The 17,402-nt window shown below is 72.9% G+C and carries 14 protein-coding genes and 1 rRNA gene; 7 read left to right on the plus strand and 8 right to left on the minus strand.

Annotated features, from left to right (window positions below):
* Nucleotides 1-224: 224 nt before the first annotated feature.
* Entirely contained in the window at nt 225-806 is a 582-nt protein-coding gene (locus tag Q0994_RS02105) for a GNAT family N-acetyltransferase (protein WP_299528072.1), read from the plus strand.
* Between the two features lie 110 nt (nt 807-916).
* Nucleotides 917-2,113: a winged helix-turn-helix domain-containing protein gene (locus tag Q0994_RS02110; protein WP_299528074.1), complete on the plus strand. Its 1,197-nt coding sequence runs from the start codon at nt 917-919 to the stop codon at nt 2,111-2,113.
* Between the two features lie 335 nt (nt 2,114-2,448).
* Here Q0994_RS02110 and Q0994_RS02115 read toward each other — a convergent pair whose 3' ends face one another.
* The 7 genes from Q0994_RS02115 to mtnA form a co-directional block, all read right to left on the minus strand.
* Nucleotides 2,449-3,201: a response regulator transcription factor gene (locus Q0994_RS02115; protein ID WP_299528076.1), complete on the minus strand. Its 753-nt coding sequence runs from the start codon at nt 3,199-3,201 to the stop codon at nt 2,449-2,451.
* A gap of 182 nt (nt 3,202-3,383) precedes the next feature.
* The gene (raiA, locus tag Q0994_RS02120) at nt 3,384-4,073 is read right to left on the minus strand and encodes a ribosome hibernation-promoting factor, HPF/YfiA family (RefSeq protein ID WP_299528078.1); all 690 of its coding nucleotides are present in this window, start codon (nt 4,071-4,073) and stop codon (nt 3,384-3,386) included.
* Between the two features lie 303 nt (nt 4,074-4,376).
* On the minus strand, nt 4,377-5,198 hold the full coding sequence (locus tag Q0994_RS02125; protein WP_299528080.1) for a ComF family protein: 822 nt from the start codon (nt 5,196-5,198) through the stop codon (nt 4,377-4,379).
* 252 nt (nt 5,199-5,450) lie between these two features.
* Entirely contained in the window at nt 5,451-7,226 is a 1,776-nt protein-coding gene (locus Q0994_RS02130) for an LpqB family beta-propeller domain-containing protein (protein ID WP_299528153.1), read from the minus strand.
* A 148-nt stretch (nt 7,227-7,374) separates the two neighbouring features.
* Nucleotides 7,375-9,381, minus strand: coding sequence for an MtrAB system histidine kinase MtrB (gene mtrB, locus Q0994_RS02135; protein ID WP_299528082.1), 2,007 nt, complete (start codon nt 9,379-9,381; stop codon nt 7,375-7,377).
* A gap of 1 nt (nt 9,382) precedes the next feature.
* Nucleotides 9,383-10,072 (minus strand): two-component system response regulator MtrA, encoded by a 690-nt coding sequence (gene mtrA, locus Q0994_RS02140; protein ID WP_187740742.1) that lies wholly within the window; start codon nt 10,070-10,072, stop codon nt 9,383-9,385.
* A gap of 4 nt (nt 10,073-10,076) precedes the next feature.
* Nucleotides 10,077-11,222, minus strand: coding sequence for an S-methyl-5-thioribose-1-phosphate isomerase (mtnA, locus tag Q0994_RS02145; protein WP_299528087.1), 1,146 nt, complete (start codon nt 11,220-11,222; stop codon nt 10,077-10,079).
* A gap of 140 nt (nt 11,223-11,362) precedes the next feature.
* On the opposite strand from mtnA, the gene Q0994_RS02150 reads away from it, so the two are divergent.
* Genes Q0994_RS02150 through Q0994_RS02170 form a run of 5 tightly spaced genes read left to right on the plus strand, consistent with a single transcriptional unit; the run spans nt 11,363 to nt 16,990 of the window.
* Nucleotides 11,363-12,637, plus strand: a complete 1,275-nt coding sequence (locus Q0994_RS02150) for a glycerophosphoryl diester phosphodiesterase membrane domain-containing protein (protein ID WP_299528089.1) — start codon at nt 11,363-11,365, stop codon at nt 12,635-12,637.
* Nucleotides 12,638-12,641: 4 nt separating this feature from the next.
* Nucleotides 12,642-13,370 (plus strand): DUF4129 domain-containing protein, encoded by a 729-nt coding sequence (locus Q0994_RS02155; RefSeq protein WP_299528091.1) that lies wholly within the window; start codon nt 12,642-12,644, stop codon nt 13,368-13,370.
* A complete protein-coding gene (locus Q0994_RS02160; RefSeq protein ID WP_299528093.1) occupies nt 13,367-14,647 on the plus strand; it encodes a DUF4350 domain-containing protein in 1,281 nt (426 codons plus the stop codon). The genes Q0994_RS02155 and Q0994_RS02160 overlap by 4 nt, the downstream gene beginning before the upstream one ends.
* Nucleotides 14,644-15,654: a MoxR family ATPase gene (locus tag Q0994_RS02165; RefSeq protein ID WP_299528095.1), complete on the plus strand. Its 1,011-nt coding sequence runs from the start codon at nt 14,644-14,646 to the stop codon at nt 15,652-15,654. The genes Q0994_RS02160 and Q0994_RS02165 overlap by 4 nt, the downstream gene beginning before the upstream one ends.
* A gap of 10 nt (nt 15,655-15,664) precedes the next feature.
* A complete protein-coding gene (locus tag Q0994_RS02170; protein WP_299528097.1) occupies nt 15,665-16,990 on the plus strand; it encodes a DUF58 domain-containing protein in 1,326 nt (441 codons plus the stop codon).
* A gap of 163 nt (nt 16,991-17,153) precedes the next feature.
* Here Q0994_RS02170 and rrf read toward each other — a convergent pair.
* A 5S ribosomal RNA gene (gene rrf, locus Q0994_RS02175) occupies nt 17,154-17,270 on the minus strand.
* Nucleotides 17,271-17,402 lie beyond the last annotated feature (132 nt).

The raw sequence follows: 17,402 nt of genomic DNA on the forward strand, positions 1-17,402 counted from the left end.
CGGTCGGGCCTGGGCACTGGGTCGTGTGAAGGACTCTGGCGCGGGCACGGCAGGTGGGCCCCACCGCAACGGCCATCGTAAGCGAGGACCCCGCCGCGCCGGGAGGGCTGCCTCGGCGTGAACCCGCACCGCGCCCCACAGAACAACGGCCGAAGGGCTCCGAAGGTGCCGGGAAGTGCGGAAAGTGCTCGCGCGGGCGGGTCCGGCTCACCACAATTCCTCGCATGAAGCCCATCACGCTCACCACGGATCGTCTGCTGCTGCGGCCCTTCCGGTCCGACGACGCGGAGGCGGTGCACACCGCGTGCCAGGATGCCGGGATCCAGCGCTGGACCGAGATCCCGTCGCCGTACACCAGGAGCGACGCGGAGCTCTTCGTCGGGACCCTCGCCCCGGGCGGCTGGGAGAGCGACACCGCGTACAACTTCGCGCTGGTCGCACGCGGCACCGGGCAGCTCGTGGGTGCCCTCGGCGTCAGCCGCCGGGTGCTGCCGGGGCTCTCCGAGATCGGCTTCTGGCTCGTCCGCGAGCACCGCGGCCGGGGCTACGGCACGGAGGCGGTGCTCGGCGCCGCGCGGTGGGCCTTCGGCTCCCTCTCGGTGGACCGGCTGGAGTGGCGGGCGGAGGTGGGCAACACCGCCTCGCGCGCCCTCGCCGAGCGGGCCGGGTTCCGGATGGAGGGCGGCCAGCGGTCCGCCCTGTTCAACAAGGGCGTACGCCGGGACACCTGGGTCGCCGCCCTGCTCCCGTCCGACCTCGGCCTGCCCAGCACCGCCCCGTACGTCCCCTCCCCCGCACCGAGCTGAGCGCCCGCACCGGTCCGTGGCGGTGGGGCACGCCGAGGCGGCGCAGCGCGCCCGGTACGGGGCCACGCGCAGGCGCCCGCGTTGTCGGTGCGGGCCCTTAGGGTTTCCCCATGACGCCTGTGCCGCCCGTACGGACCCCCGTGGCCGAGCTCTCGCCCGACCACGCCCGCAGGATCGCGCTGCGCGCCCAGGGGCTCCTGGGCGCCCCCGACCGCCGCGCCGGTGTGCCGGGGGTGCTGCGCCACCTCGGCGCGGTCCAGCTCGACACCATCTCCGTGCTGGCCCGCTCGCACGAACTCGTCCCGTACGCCCGCCTCGGCGCGGTCGGCAGGCGCACCGTCGAGGAGGCGTACTGGTCCGGCGGCCGGGCCTTCGAGTACTGGTCGCACGCCGCGTGCGTCCTGCCCATCGAGGAGTGGCCGCACTTCGCCTTCCGCAGGCGCGCCTACCGCGCCCGCCCCCAGTGGCACCACGAACTCCCCGCCGGCACCTACGGGACCGTGATCGCCCAACTGCGCGCCGAGGGCCCGCTCACCGCGACCGAGCTCGGCGGCGCGAAGAACGGCGGCGAGTGGTGGGACTGGTCGGCCACGAAGGTCGCCGTCGAACGCGCCCTGATGTACGGCGAGGTGGTCTGCACCGAGCGGCGCGGCTGGAAGCGGGTGTACGACCTCGCCGAGCGGGCCGTCCCGGACGCGCTGCTGCACGACGACCTCACCGACGCCGAGTGCAAGCGACGGCTCGTCGCGCTCGCGGGCCGGTCGCTGGGGGTCGGCACCCGTGCGGACATCTCCGACTACCACCGGCTCAAGGCCGAGGACTTCGACGCCGTCGTGGCGGACTCCGGGCTGGTTCCGGTGACGGTGCGCGGCTGGGACAAGCCCGCCTGGGCCGATCCGGAGGCGCTCGCCACGGAGCCCCGCGGCCGCCACCGCACCACGCTGCTGTCCCCGTTCGACTCACTGGTGTGGGAACGCGCCCGTACCGAGCGGATCTTCGCGTTCACCCACCGACTGGAGGCCTACGTCCCCCGGCCCAAGCGCGTCCACGGCTACTTCGCCATGCCGCTGCTGGCCGGCGGCCGGCTCCAGGGCCGGGTGGACCCGGCGCGCGACGGCGACACCCTGGTCGCCCGGCAGCTCTCCCTCGCCGGGCCGAAGGCGGTGGCCCCCATGGCCGACGCTCTCGTGGAGGCGGCGGCGTGGGTCGGCTGCACGGACGTCCGCCTGGAGCGGGTCGACGCCCCGGAGCTCCGCGAGGCCCTGCGGTCGGAGATCGCCCGCGCCTTCTCCGCCGCGTACCGCTGAGACGATCGCGTACCGGTGAGACGGGTCGCACGTCGGTCAGACGGTCGCAGCCGGTCAGACGGTCGTGTGTTGACCAGACGGTCGCGCTGGGGTGAACGGGTGCCGGGGGTGAGCGGTCGCGCGTGGGTGAACGGTCGCGCGTGGGTGAAGGGGGTCGCCCGTGGGTGAAGGGGCGGGCGTCGCTGAACCGGCGTGCGCGGGGTGCGCGGGGGTGCGTGGACGTACGCAGACGGCGGCGTGCGCGGACGTACGCGGGCGGCGGCGCGCCACGGTGCCACCGGCGCCGGTCGGGTGCCGGGAGCGGCGGTGCGCCGGGAGCCGGGCGGGGCCGGTGCTCAGCGGATCTCTAGGATCTTCTCCCGCATCGCGTAGACCACCGCTTCCATCCGGGAGTGCAGTTGCAGCTTCTCCAGGATATTGCGCACGTGGTTCTTCACGGTGTTCTCGGAAATGAACAACTCCTTGGCGATATCACGGTTGTTCATGCCCGTGGCCACGAGTTTCAGCACTTCCAGTTCACGTTCGGTGAGCCGCGGCGCGGGAAGGAGCCGACGGTCGTCCGTGCGCTGGATCATGGATTTGAACTCGGTGAGGAGTTTCGACGCCATCGAAGGGCTGATCTGCGACTGCCCGTCGGCCACCGCGCGAATCGCGGTGGCCACCTCGTCGGTCGAGATCTCCTTGAGCAGATAGCCCGTCGCGCCCGCCTTGATCGCCTCGTAGAGGTCGGCTTCCTCGTCGCTGATCGTCAACATGATGATCTTCGCGCTGGGGGCCACCTCCTTGATGGAGGTGCAGGCTTCGATGCCGCCCCGCTTGGGCATCCGGACGTCCATCAGCACGATGTCGGGCAGCAGATCGGCGGCCTTGTCGACCGCCTCCGCCCCGTCCCCGGCCTCACCGACGACCTGGATGTCCTCCTCGTGGGCGAGGACGATCTCCAGACCTCTGCGGAAGAGCGCGTGATCGTCCACCACGAGGACCCTGATGGGCTCCTTGCGCACGATCCCGCCCCCGCCCCCACCGGTGTGCGCGCCGGCGGCGTCGTCGGAATGTGTGTCGCGTACGGGTCCGAAGGCGTCCGCCATCGTTCCTCCCCCTGAAGGCCATGGCCTGAAGTCACACGCTGCGCCAACGGCTGTTCATGGAACACCGATTGGCTCGGAAACCCATGATTTCATGCCCGGCCCCGGAACGGTGGTTCCGTCCGACGCACGCGGAAGCCCCTGGGTGCGTCCACACGCTCCAGGGGCACCGCGGAGACGGGCCGTCAGCCGCCGAGAGCGCCGCCCGCGCCGCCGGCCTCGTCGGCCGCGAGCGGGTCGGTCCTCAGGTGGATGACACCGTAGTCGTAGGCGTGTCGCCGGTACACGACGCTGGGTTCCTTGGTCTCGGCGTCGACGAAGAGGTAGAAGTCGTGCCCGACCAACTCCATCTCGTAGAGCGCCTGGTCGAGCAGCATCGGTGCCGCGACGTGCGTCTTCTCGCGCATCACCAGCGGTCCCTCGCCCTGGACCTCGATGGGGCCGACTTTGGACGTGGGGACCTCGGACGGCGTTTCACCGCCCACGAGTTCGCCGTCCTCGTCGATCGCGGCGGTCCCGGGGACCACCTCCGCGACCTCGGCGGCCGAGAGCCGGCCACTGCCGCGGCGGCTGTTGCGCTTGTCGTGCTGCTTGCGCAGCCTCGCCTCCAGCTTGCCGGTGGCCAGGTCCAGCGCCGCGTACGGGTCGCCCGCGGCGGCCTCCGCCCGGATGACCGGTCCCCGCGTACGGAGCGTGATCTCCACCCGGTCGGAACGGTCGGCCTGACGGGGATTCGGCTCCTTGGACACCTCGACGTCGAGGCTCATCACCTTGCCGTCGAATTTCTGGATCTTGTCCAGCTTCAGCTTCTCGGCCACGTGCTTGCGGAACCGCTCGGGCACCTCGGTCTTGCGGCCCTTGACGACGATGTCCACGCAGAACTCCGTTCCCGGAGGGCCCCGCTTCGGCGGCGGAGCTCTCCCTTTTGCACCAGACCCCGGAGAATTCCGGAGCCTCGGACTCGGTGGCTTCCACCTCCTGCTACCCCGCCGGCGGGGTCTACGCCCCACCGGCCACACGCATCTCGTTCTTCGCTGAGTTGCCTGCCCGAAACCTGGTGGTGCATTCATCGTGGGCGAGGATTCATCGATCCTTTTCCCACCACCGAACATAGCCTGTGCACCGCGGTCTCGGCACCCGCTACTCGCGCGTACCCCCGATCAGGTGTCTTTCCTCCCTCACCACCTGCAACGATGGTCTTTCCCATTCGTTTCCGGGTTTATTTCGAAGGCGGACGGGGACGCGGCCACGACGGCCGCCCGGACGCCGCCCACCGGCGCCTTCCCCGGCTCCGCACGCCCCCGCCCCGGGCCCCGCGCACAGACCGTGCCGGCGCCCTGCGCACAGACCGTGCCGGCGCCCAGCGCCCGCGCGGCCTCGGCGAGGGTGGCCCCGGTCGTCAGCACGTCGTCCACGACCACCACCCGGCACCCCGCCAGCAAGCGCCGGGCCCCCGCCGGGACGTACAGCGCGCCCGCCAGGTTGGCCCGCCGCCGGCGTGCGTCCAGCCCGGCCTGGTCCGCGACCGCCCGCCGTTGCCGCAGAGCGGAGCACACCAGCGCCCCGGTTCCGCCCCGGCGCAGCCGCGCGGCGGCGGCAAGCGCGATGCGGCGGGTCGGATCGTGTCCGCGCCGGGCCGTCGCCCGCCGCGCGGACGGCACCGGCACCAGCGCGAGCGGCCGCACCGGGACCGCGCGCCCGGCCACCGGCCCCGACGCGGCCTCCACGGCCGCCGCCAGGGCTGCCCCGAGCGGCCGGACGAGGCTCAGGCCACCGCGTTCCTTGTGGGCCAGCAGAACGGCGCGTACGGCTCCGTCGTACGGTGCGGCCGCGAAGACCTCGGGGAGACCGGGCGGCGCGGGCGAGGGCCGTACCCGGCACGGCACGCCGCTCGCCGGCACGGCCCCGCACCTCCCGCACAGCTCCGTACGCGGCCTGCCGCAGCCCGCGCAGGCCGCAGGCAGGACCAGCCCGGAGATCTCCCGCCACCAAGTCCGCATCCGTCCACTGTCCCCGGCGCCCGTGCGGTCCGCCACACCTGTGGACAGAGCCTGTGGACAACCTCGCGCCGGATCGGGCCGGACCGCGGGACGGCCGTTTACGCAGGCCGCCGGGAGGCGCGGGGCGGCCGGACACGGGGGAAAGCCGGATGCGCAGGCCGGCGAGACGGCCGGATGCAGGCCGACGGGACGCGGGAGGGCCGGACGCAGGCCAATGGGACGCGGGACGGCCGGACGCGGGAGCCGGTCCCGTCAGCCCGGGTAGACCAACGAGGCGCCTTCCTTCAGCACCGTCTGCCAGTTGTCGCCCGGTGACAGCTTCACGATGCCGTCGTCCTCGGTGTCGGCCATCAGCGGCAGCAACTCGTCGTCGGCCGCCGCGATCGTCTGCACCTGGTTGACCCCCGGCAGCACGCCGGAGGAGGACGTCGAACCGTCCGCCTCCACGTAGCGCACCTGCTGGACGCCGCCCTCCTCCTTGCCGACCACGACGAGACGGCTGCGGCCGGACCAGGACATCGCGGTGACCTCGGTGAGCTGCGGCGCGGCCTGCCGCAGGTCCCGCACCGAGACCACCTCGTCCTCACCGCTCCCGGTGCGCTCGATCCGGCCGATCTGCAGCGTCGTCCGGCCGTCCTTCTCCAGCAGCAGCGCGATCCGCACCCCGTCGGCCGCCGTCCGCAGCGCTTCGACGCGTTCGCCGTGCAGCCCGGCGACCCGCACCTCCCGGGGCTTGCCCGTGCCGCCGACCAGCCGCAGCAGCCGCGGCCCGGCGGGATCGCGGTCGGCCACCCACAGGTCGCCCCGGTCGTCCCAACTGGGCGCCGACAGGCGGTCCTCCGGCGCGGCCGCCGCACTCTTCACGAGGGGAACGCCCAGTTCCGAGTCCTCCTCGACGGACGCCACGTAGAGCCGCGCCCCGTCCGCGGAGACGCCCGCCGCCCGGCTCTCGTCGCGCGCCACACCGACGGTGCCCAGCTTCACGGCCCCGTCGCCCAGCGGACCGGCCACCGGCTCGGGGTCGCCGCTGCCCGCGGTGCCGCCCGCGATCCGCTCCACCAGCCCCTGGTCGTCGACGAAGTACTGGCTGTCGGGGCCCCCCGAGCCGTCCCCGGGGGCGTACTCCTGCGCCTCGTCCGAGGCCAGCGAACACAGCGTGCCGCCGGTGCTCTCCAGATCCACCTGGTCCACCCGGGCCGACGTCAGGTCGCGCAGGGTGAACAGCACCTGGGCGGCCATCATCCGGCACACCCCCCGGCCGATCTTCGCGGCCTTCGCGTCGAGCGGCACCGTGAGGACGTCCTGGTCGTCGGGGGCCAGCGCGGTGACCCCCTTGCGCAGCGCCGTACCGGTGGGGAAGCGGGTGGCGGCCACCGGGCGCAGCCATTCCGTCGGCCCGTCCAGGAGCGTCCGGATCGCCTGCGCGGTCGTGTCCATCCGGGTCACCGGGTCCGTGCGGTTGCGCACGTAGACGGGGTCGGCGACCAGCGTCGGCCCGCCACCCGCACCGGCCGTGCCGGTCGTGAAGTAGTAGGTGTTGACGGACCGGTAGAGCCGGGTGAAGTCCGACTGGCCGAGCACCAGGCCGTCCGGCACGGCGCCGATCCGCCACTCCTCCTTGCCGTCCGCACCCTTCTCCCGGACCAGGTGCAGCGTCTGCGCGTAGTCGGTGGGCACCGTCGGCCGGTAGGAACTCTGCGCGTCCACCTCGGCCACCCGGCGGCCCGTCAGCGTGTAGGTGGTCTCCGTGCTCCGGCTCTCGCTGTCCTGGAGCGAGGGGCCCGTCCGGTTCGGCGCCTTCTCGAGGACCGTGGTGCGGCGGCTCGGCAGCCAGGCGCGGGCCGCCTCCTTGGTCAGGTACTTGCGCGTCGTCCGGAAGTCCGGGTCGTCACTGGTCATGGACTCCAGGAAGCCGTCGATGACCTCGCTCGGCAGCGCGCCCTCCCGCGGCGGCACCGCGTACACCTGCACCTGCGCGTCACCGGCCTGCGAGGCGTCGACCGCCTTCACGTCACCGCTGACGGGCATCGCGCCGCACGCGGTCAGCAGCGCGAGGCCGCAGCCCAGCAGCACGGCCGTCCGCGCGGCCCGCCCGACGCCCCCACGGTCGGTGTCCGCCCCGCCGGTTTTCGCCCGGCCGGAGCGTACGCCGCCCCCGGCCGCGCGGCCTTCGCGGTCAGTGCCCACGGTCGGTGTCCTCCCGGTCCGGAACGTGTGGATCGGCGGACGACCCGCCGCCCGGACGCGCGACCACCCGGGCACCGCTTCCGGGGAACGCCGCCGGATGCACCGACGCCGGCGCTGTGCGCCCGGCGGCGCGGCCGCCGGGCAGCGACGCCCGGTCGCCGGCGCCGGGCTGCTGCGGGACCGAGGCGGTCCGCAGCCCGGCGGCGACGGCCGCGTCGGCACGCTCCCGCTCCGCCCGGTTGCGCCGCGAGTCCTCGGGCTCCAGCGGTATCGGCGACCCGCGCAGCGGCTCGTCCGCCGTACGCGGCAGCGTCAGCCGGAACTGCGAACCACCGCCGGGCTCGCCCCACGCCTGCAACCACCCCCCGTGCAGCCGGGCGTCCTCGACCGCGATCGACAGTCCCAGACCCGTACCGCCCGTGGTGCGCGCGCGGGCCGGATCTGCCCGCCAGAAACGGTTGAAGACTCGGGTGGCCTCGCCGGGCTTCAGCCCGACGCCGTAGTCCCGGACGGCCACCGCGACGGCACCCTGGGCGACCCCCAGCCGCACCACGACGTCCCGGCCCTCACCGTGCTCGACGGCGTTGACCACCAGGTTGCGCAGCACCCGCTCGACCCGCCGGGGGTCCGCCTCGGCTATCACCGGCTGCTCGTCGCCGACGACCACGATCCGGGTGCCCTTGCGCTCGGCGAGCGGCTCGGCCCCGCCGATGACCCGGCGGACCACCCCCCGCAGGTCTATCGGCTCGGCGTCCAGCGCCGCGGCGCCCGCGTCGAACCGGCTGATCTCCAGCAGGTCGGACAGGAGCGACTCGAAGCGGTCGAGCTGGTCGCCCAGCAGTTCGGCGGAGCGGGCCGTCACGGGATCGAAGTCGACCCGCGCCCCGTGGATGACGTCGGCCGCCATCCGCACGGTGGTGAGCGGCGTACGCAGTTCGTGCGACACGTCGGAGACGAACCGCCGCTGCATCCGCGACAGCTCCTCCAACTGCTGGATCTTCAGCTGCAGGCTCTGCGCCATCTTGTTGAACGCCTCGCCGAGCCGGGCGATGTCGTCCTCACCGGTGACCTTCATCCGCTCCTGGAGCCTGCCCGCCGACAACCGCTCGGCGATACCCGCCGCCATCCGCACCGGCGTGACGACCTGCCGCACCACGAACCAGGCGATCGCGCAGAGCAGCACCACGACGAAGAGCCCGGCGGTGGCCAGCGTCGTCTTGACCAGTGCCAGCGACTTCTCCTCCTGCGTGAGCGGGAAGAGGTAGTACAGCTCGTACGGGTTGTGGTCGATGTCGTACAGGCGCTTGCCCACGACGAGTCCGGGCTGTGACTCCTTGCCGTAGGAATAACGGATCAGGGAGTACGTCTGGAACGCGCCGGGCCCCTTGTCCACCTCCGCCCGCAGCCGCTCCGGAACGCTGGACGCCTCGACGCTCCCGGAACCGCGCGCCGCGCGGCTGCCGACCCCCTCGGACACGGAGTCCGCGCTGAGGGCCACCACGTTGAACGCGTTCTTCCCCCCGCTGGCGAGCTGGTCGACCAGGTCGGTGCGCCACGAGGTGTTGGCGGTCATCCCGTCGGCGTCGCCGCCGCCCTGCCCGGGGGTGGGAGGCTCGTTCGCCTTCTCCTGGGCGGCCGCGAAACCGCCGGCGGCCTGGGTCTGGGCGGCCTTGCTCTTCGCGTCGAGCAGGCCGTTGCGCATCTGCCCGATGACGACGAAGCCGAGCAGCAGCACCACGCCCAGGGACATCAGCAGGGTGCCGGCGACGACCCGCAACTGCAGATTGCGCCGCCAGAGCCGGACCGCGGGCAGCGCCGGACGGCGCACCCACCGCATCAGCAGACGCGGGAAGGGGCCCGCCGAACCGGGAGCGGCGCGAAAGAACCCGCCGCGCCGGAACCTGTCGTTGCCGAAACCCCCGCGTCCCCGGCCGGCAGCCCGCTCCGCGGAGGTTCCGGGCTCCCCGGGGCCGGAAGCGGTGCTGCCTCGGGTCATGTCAGCTCGGTCCGGCCTTGTAGCCGACACCGCGCACGGTCACGACGATCTCCGGCCGCTCCGGGTCCTTCTCGACCTTGGAACGCAGCCGCTGGACGTGCACGTTCACCAGCCGGGTGTCAGCGGCGTGACGGTAGCCCCACACCTGCTCCAGCAGCACCTCGCGGGTGAACACCTGCCACGGCTTGCGGGCGAGCGCGACCAGCAGGTCGAACTCCAGCGGCGTGAGGGCGATGGACTGCCCGTCCCGTTTCACCGAGTGGCCCGCCACGTCGATGACCAGGTCACCGATGGTCAGCTGCTCGGGCGCGGGTTCCTCGGACCTCCGCAGGCGTGCCCTGATCCGGGCCACCAACTCCTTCGGCTTGAACGGCTTGACGATGTAGTCGTCGGCCCCGGATTCCAGGCCCACCACCACATCCACGGTGTCGCTCTTGGCAGTGAGCATCACGATCGGCACACCCGACTCGGCCCTGATGAGCCTGCAGACCTCGATGCCGTCCCGTCCGGGAAGCATCAGGTCCAGCAGCACCAGGTCCGGCTTGGCCTCACGGAATGCAGCAAGTGCCTTGTCGCCGTCCGCTACGAACGACGGCTCGAAACCTTCTCCACGCAACACGATGCCGAGCATCTCGGCCAGTGCGGTGTCGTCGTCGACGACAAGGACGCGTCCCTTCATAATCGACATCATCCCATTAGCTCATCGTTGTCTGCGGTGACCTGGCACACAGCTCGGCCAGCCCGGTCTTCGTGACCGGCGAAATGACGCCCTCCTCCGTCACGATCGCCGTGATCAGTTCCGGTGGCGTGATGTCGAACGCCGGGTTGTACGCCGGGGTTCCCAGGGGTGCGACGGCCATCCCGCCCACCTCGCCGCCGGCCGGCCCGAACCGCGGCGATGTGAGCTCGGTCACCTCTTGGCCGGGGCGCTGCTCCACGACGATCGAAGCCCCGTCGGGCGTGGCCGCGTCCACCGTCGTCGTCGGCGCCACCACGAGGAACGGAACGTGGTGGTACTTCGCCAGCACCGCCAGCGGATAGCTGCCCACCTTGTTCGCCACCGACCCGTCGGCCGCGATCCGGTCCGCCCCGATCAGCACCGCGTCCACCTCCCCCGCGGCGAACAGTGACCCTGCCGCGTTGTCCGTGAGCAGGGTGTACGACATCCCGGCGCGCGCCGCCTCGTACGACGTCAGCCGCGCCCCCTGGAGCAGCGGACGCGTCTCGTCCACCCACAGCCGCCGCAGCCGGCCCGCCCGGTGCGCGCCGAGCGCCACGGCGAACGCCGTGCCCTCGCCGCCGGACACCAGCGCCCCGGTGTTGCAGTGGGTCAGCAACCGGTGACCGCCCCCCGGCAGCAGCTCGTCCAGCAGCAGCAGGCCGTGGGCCGCCATCCGCGCGCTCGCCCCGGCGTCCTCCCGGTGCAGCGCCCGCGCCTCGGCCAGCGCCGCCGCCGCGGCTCCCGCCGCACCCGCGCCGGCCGCCAGCGCCGCCGCGTGGGCCCGCTCGGCCCGCCGCACCCCGTACCCCAGGTTCACCGCGGTGGGGCGCGCGTCCTCCAGCAGGCGCGCCGCCTCCGCGACGTCGAACCCCCGTGCCGCCGCGAGCGCCACCCCGTACGCCCCGGCGATGCCCAGCAGCGGCGCCCCCCGGACGGCCAGTGTCCGGATCGCCCGCACCAGCACCAGCGCGTCGGTGCACACGAGCTCGACCTCCTCGGCGGGGAGCCGGGTCTGGTCCAACAGCACCAGCACGGGGCCCTCGGGAGGCTCCTCCCAACGGAGTACGGAGAGCGCGGGAGGTTCGTTGTCCGTCCGCGATTGCGCGTCCTGATCAGCCATCCGCCCAGTCTGCCCGGTGAACGGCCCTCATATGAAGGCACCGGGACGAGGGAGGATTCGAACCGCACGCCGACCGCCCGTGGCACGATGGCTGCCAACCTGCCGCCCCGATGAGCGGACAGGACGGTGAAGGAGCGAGAATGAACGACTCTCCGGGCTGGGCCTCGCCCGGATCCGCCCCCTCCGACGAGCAGGGGGCGGCCGTACCCCGCCCCTCCGAACCCGCGGACGACGGCCCCGGCGCTCCCCAGTGGTCCGCCGAACAGCCACCGGCCGGCCAGTGGTCGCCACCGGCCCCGCCGGGCCCCCGCGTCACGTCGGCGGGCAGCGGCCACGCCGCGCACGGAGCGGACGAAGGCCCGCACGGCTCGCACCACAGTCCGGACCCCGGCCCCCACCGCCAACAGAACCCGGGCCAGAACTGGGGCCAGAACTGGGGGGCGCCGCCCGACGCGGCCAAGCCCGGAATCATTCCGCTGCGCCCGCTGGGCGTCGGCGAGATCCTGGACGGCGCGGTCTCCACCATCCGCACCCACTGGCGCACGGTGCTCGGCATCAGCCTCGCCGTCTCGGTGGTCTCCCAGCTCGGAATCATCCTCGTCCAGCGTTTCCTGCTGCCGGACCCGGTCACCGTCGACCCGGACGCCACCGACGCCGAGATCGTCCGTCAGTCGCTCGACTCGGCGCAGTCGGCGCTCCTGTCGACCCTGCCGGTCTCGTTGTTCACGATGATCGCGACGCTCTTCGTCACCTCCGTGCTCACCGTCGTCGTCAGCCGCTCCGTCCTGGGCAGGCCCGTCACCCTGTCCGAGGCATGGGCCGAGGCCCGTCCCCAGGTACCGAAGCTCATCGGCCTGACTCTGCTGCTCGCCGTGATCAGCGTCGCGATCCTCGCCGTGGGCCTGCTCCCCGGCCTGCTGATCGGCTCCGACGCCGGTGCCGCGCTGGCCCTGCTGGGCTTCCTGGCGGCGGGTGCGGTCGTCGTCTGGCTCATGGTCCGCTTCACGCTGGCCGCACCGGCCCTCATGCTCGAACGCCAGTCGGTGACGGCGGCGATGCGCCGGTCGGCCAAACTGGTCGACGGCGCCTGGTGGCGCATGTTCGGCGTCCTGATCCTCACCTACCTGCTGGTCTTCATCCTGACCATGGTGATAGCGATCCCGTTCACCCTGATCGCCACCGCGTTCGACGGCGAGAGCCTCAGCGCGATCGCCTCCGGGGAGACCCCCGCGCCGAGCTGGACCTTCCTCGTCGTGACCGGCCTCGGCGACGTCGTCGTCTCCACGCTGATGTACCCGTTCAGCGCGGGGGTCGCCGCCCTGCTCTACATCGACCGGCGCATCCGCCGCGAGGCCCTCGACCTGGACCTCGCACGGGCCGCCGGGGTCCCCGGCTACGACACCACCGGGGGCTGATGCCGTGTCGGCTCCGGGGGGAGCGGCGGCGCGCGGATACCTGTCGACCGGTGACACACCGGTCGACATCCCGCGCGTCCCCGCCAGGGAAGCGGCCGAGACCGAGCTGTCACGGCCCATGTACCACGAGAACGATCCGAACCTTCTCCAGCGTGGACTCGACGCCCTGCTCTCCTGGCTCGGCGACCTCTTCGACTCCGCGGCGGGCGCCGCGCCGCACGGCCCGCTCGGCGCCGCCCTCCTCACCGCCGTCGTCCTCGGCATCGCCGGAGTGCTGTGGTGGCGTCTGGGCGCCCCGCGTCGGGTCTCCGGCACCAGGACGGACCTGTTGTTCGGGGCGAACGCTCTCCGCAGCGCCGACGAGCACCGCGCGGCCGCCGAGGCGCACGCGGCAGCCCGGCGCTGGACCGAAGCGGTCCAGGAACGCATGCGCGCCCTGGTCCGCTCCCTGGAGGAACGGACGCTGCTCGAACCGCGGCCGGGCCGCACCGCCGACGAGGCGGCGGCCGAGGCGGGCCGCACCCTCCCGGAGCACGCCACCGCCCTGCGCACCGCCGCCCGTGCCTTCGACGACGTCACGTACGGCGGCCACGACGCGGACCAGAACGCATACCTCGGCCTGCGCACACTCGACTTGACCCTGCGCGACGCCCGCCCCCACCTGCCCGCCGCCCGCGCCCTCGCGCCGAACCTGCCGAACCCGCCGGGCCCGGCCTCCGGAGACCGGGCATGAGTGCCCCGACCGGCAGCAGGCCCGCCACTTCCGCCCCCTCCGCCCCGTCGACGTCCCTCTCCGCCCCACCCGGCGCGTTCTGGAAACGCGCCCGCAGACCGCTGCTCGCCCTTCTCGTCCTCACCGTCGGGGCCGTCGCCCTCGCCACCGCGCGTTCCGGCGAGCACCACGGCAGGCTCGATCCGCGCTCCGCCGCCCCCGAGGGCAGCAGGGCCGTCGCCGAGCTCCTGAAGGACCGGGGCGTCGGCGTCACGGTCGTCACCGCCCTGGACGCCGCCGTCGCCGGGGCCGGTCCCACCACCACCCTTCTCGTCACGGCACCGGACCTCCTCACCGCGTCCCAGCGGGACCGGCTGCGGAACTCCGTCGCCGACTCGGCGGGCCGGACCGTCCTGATAGCCCCCGGCACTCCCGCCCTGCGCGCCCTCGCCCCAGGGGCACGGGTCTCCTCCACCCCCGCCGAGGTCACCCCTCGGGACCCCGGCTGCGACCTCCCGGCCGCCCGCGCCGCCGGATCCGCCCTTTCCGGAGGCGTCCGCTACGACGCTCCGGCCGGCTCCCGCTCCCCCGGGACCGCCGCCTGCTACCCCGCCGACGGGCTCCCCACGCTCCTCGTCCTCCCCTCCCCGGAGGGACGGGGCGACACCGTGCTGGCCGGCTCCCCCGACTTCCTCCACAACCGTCGTCTTGCCGACGAGGGCAATGCCTCGCTGGCTCTCCAGCTTCTCGGCTCGCGTCCCCATCTGGTCTGGTACCTCCCCTCGTTCTCGGATCCGACCGCCACCGACGGCGGTGCCGACGGCGGCGACGCGGCAGCCGCCGACGGTGAGAGCTTCGTCGGACTCCTCCCGTCCGGCTGGCTCTGGGCGGCCTTCCAACTCGCGGTCGCGGCCCTGCTCGCCGCGCTCTGGCGGGGCAGGCGCCTGGGCCCGCTGGTGGTCGAAGACCTCCCCGTGGTCATTCGCGCGTCCGAGGCCACCGAGGGCCTGGCCCGCCTCTACCGCAGGGGCGACGCCCGCGCCCGGGCCGCCGTCTCCCTCCGTACCGCCGCCCGCCGGCGCATCGCCCCCCTCGTGGGCGTCTCTCCGCGCGACGCGCACTCCCCCGACGTCCTGCTCCCCGCCCTCTCGGCCCGGCTCGCCGGCTCCGTCCGGCCCTCCGTCCCCGCCGACCCCCTGCCCGGTCTTCTCTTCGGCCCCCCGCCGCCCGACGACGACGCCCTCGTCCGTCTCGCCGACCAACTCGACGCCCTGGAAAGAGAGGTGCGCACCTCATGAGCGCCCCGACCCCGGAGCCCGCGGGGACCCCCGCGGCCCATGACGCGCCCGCGCCCACCGACGATCCCCGAGCTTCGCTCGAAGCTCTGCGTACCGAGATCGCCAAGGCAGTCGTAGGCCAGGACCCGGCCGTCACGGGCTTGGTCGTGGCACTTCTGTGCAGGGGCCACGTCCTGCTCGAAGGCGTGCCCGGCGTCGCTAAGACCCTGTTGGTCCGCGCACTGGCGGCAGCCCTCGAACTCGACACCAAACGCGTTCAGTTCACCCCCGACCTGATGCCGAGCGACGTGACAGGCTCACTCGTCTACGACGCCCGGACCGCGGAGTTCTCCTTCCAGGCCGGCCCCGTCTTCACCCACCTCCTGATCGCCGACGAGATCAACCGCACCCCGCCGAAAACCCAGTCGTCCCTCCTCGAAGCCATGGAAGAGCGGCAGGTCAGCGTCGACGGCACTCCCCGTCCGCTCCCCGACCCGTTCCTCGTCGCCGCAACGCAGAACCCGGTCGAATACGAGGGGACCTACCCTCTGCCGGAAGCCCAACTGGACCGCTTCCTGCTGAAACTGATCATCCCCCTGCCCTCGCGGACCGACGAGATCAGCGTCCTTACCCGTCATGCCGAGGGATTCGACCCCCGCGACCTGCGCGCGGCCGGCATCCGCCCCGTGGCGAACGCCGCGACCCTCGCCGCCGCCCGCGAAGCGGTCGCGACCGTCAAGGTCTCCCCCGAGATAGCCGGTTACGTCGTCGATGTCTGTCGTGCCACCCGCGAATCCCCCTCCCTCGCACTCGGCGTCTCCCCCCGAGGAGCCACCGCTCTGCTCTCCACCGCCCGCGCCTGGGCCTGGCTGACCGGCAGGGACTACGTCACCCCCGACGATGTGAAGGCCCTCGCCCTACCCACGCTCCGCCACCGCATCCACCTTCGGCCCGAGGCCGAGATGGAAGGAGTCACCGCGGACTCCGTCCTGACCGCCGTGCTCGCCCACGTGCCCGTGCCCCGATGAGGAGGTGACCATGGCCCTCACCGGACGCGCCGCGCTGCTCGCCGCCCTGGGGTCACTCCCCGTAGGCATTCTGGCCCCCAGTTGGACCGGCATGCTCGCGGTGAATGTCCCCCTTTCCTTTGCCATTCTGTGTGACTACGCCCTGGCAGCACCAGTGCGAACGCTTCGTTTCACCCGAACCGGTGACACATCCGTTCGACTCGGCGAGCAGGCCGAGGTGCGACTCAGCGTGACCAACCCTTCGGTCCGGCCACTGCGTGCCCAGATCCGCGACGCGTGGCCGCCGAGCGCCCTGCCGGGCGGTGGCGAGGGCGGGAACATCGTGGAGGCACCGCGACAGCGGTTGACGGTGCCGGAGGGAGAGCGCCGTGGCTTCTCCACCGTCCTGCGCCCCACGCGCCGGGGCGACAGGCGCTCCGGCCGGGTGAGCGTCCGCTCCTTCGGTCCGATGGGGCTGGCCGCCCGCCAGGGGCACCACGACGTTCCGTGGACGGTACGCGTGCTCCCTCCGTTCACGAGCCGCAAGCATCTGCCGTCACGGCTGGCCAGGCTGCGTGAACTGGACGGGCGTACCAGTGCTCTGACGCGGGGTGAGGGGACGGAGTTCGACAGCCTGCGTCCCTACGTGGCGGGGGACGACACCCGGTCCATCGACTGGCGCGCGACGGCTCGCCAGTCCGCGGTCGCGGTGCGCACGTGGCGACCGGAACGGGACCGACATGTTCTCGTCGTCCTCGATTCCGGCCGCACGTCGGCGGGGCGGGTCGGTGACCAGCCTCGGCTGGACGCCGCGATGGACGCCGCGCTGCTGCTGACCGCCTTGGCGACGCGGGCAGGTGACCGGGTGGACCTGCTGGCCTACGACCGTCGCGTCCGGGCCCGGGTTCAGGGGCGGACGTCGCCGGCGGACGTACTGGCGCGGGTCGTCGACGCCTTGGCCACCCTGGAGCCGACGCTGGTGGAGACCGACACCGCGGGTCTGGTCGGGGCCGCCCTCGCCGCCGCGCCGAAGCGATCGCTGATTGTTCTGCTGTCCACCCTCGACGCGGCGCCGGTGGAAGAGGGACTGCTGCCCGTTCTGCCGCGACTCACCCGACGACACACGGTGGTCGTGGCCTCGGTGGCCGACCCCCGCGTCGCACACATGGCCACGTCCAGAGGCAACCTGGATGCGGTGTACGAGGCCGCCGCCGGCGTCCAGGCCCAGGAGCAACGCGGCGCGACCGCAGAGCTTCTGCGCCGCCGCGGCGTCGTGGTGGTGGACGCCCCGCCCACCGAACTGGCGCCGGCGCTCGCCGATACGTACGTCGCCCTCAAAGCTGCGGGCCGGTTGTAGGCGGACCCCGTAAGGCGGCCCTGATTGGGGGGCCGTGTTCTTTAGCCGCCCCCGAGGGCGCTCAGGAGACCGGAGTACGGCTGACCACGACATGACCGCCGAAATGGCTCCGGAACGCGGAAAACCCCCGTGCCACCAGGCACGGGGGTTCCCCACAAAAATTGTTCGGCGGCGACCTACTCTCCCACAGGGTCCCCCCTGCAGTACCATCGGCGCGGAAAGGCTTAGCTTCCGGGTTCGGAATGTAACCGGGCGTTTCCCTAACGCAATGACCACCGAAACACTATGAAACAAACAACACCGGAAAAAACACAGCCAGTTGTTATTTCAGAACAAACACAGTGGACGCGAGCAACTGAGGACAAGCCCTCGGCCTATTAGTACCAGTCAGCTCCACCCGTTACCGGGCTTC

Source organism: uncultured Streptomyces sp., from assembly GCF_947488945.1.
Taxonomy (GTDB): Bacteria; Actinomycetota; Actinomycetes; order Streptomycetales; family Streptomycetaceae; genus Streptomyces.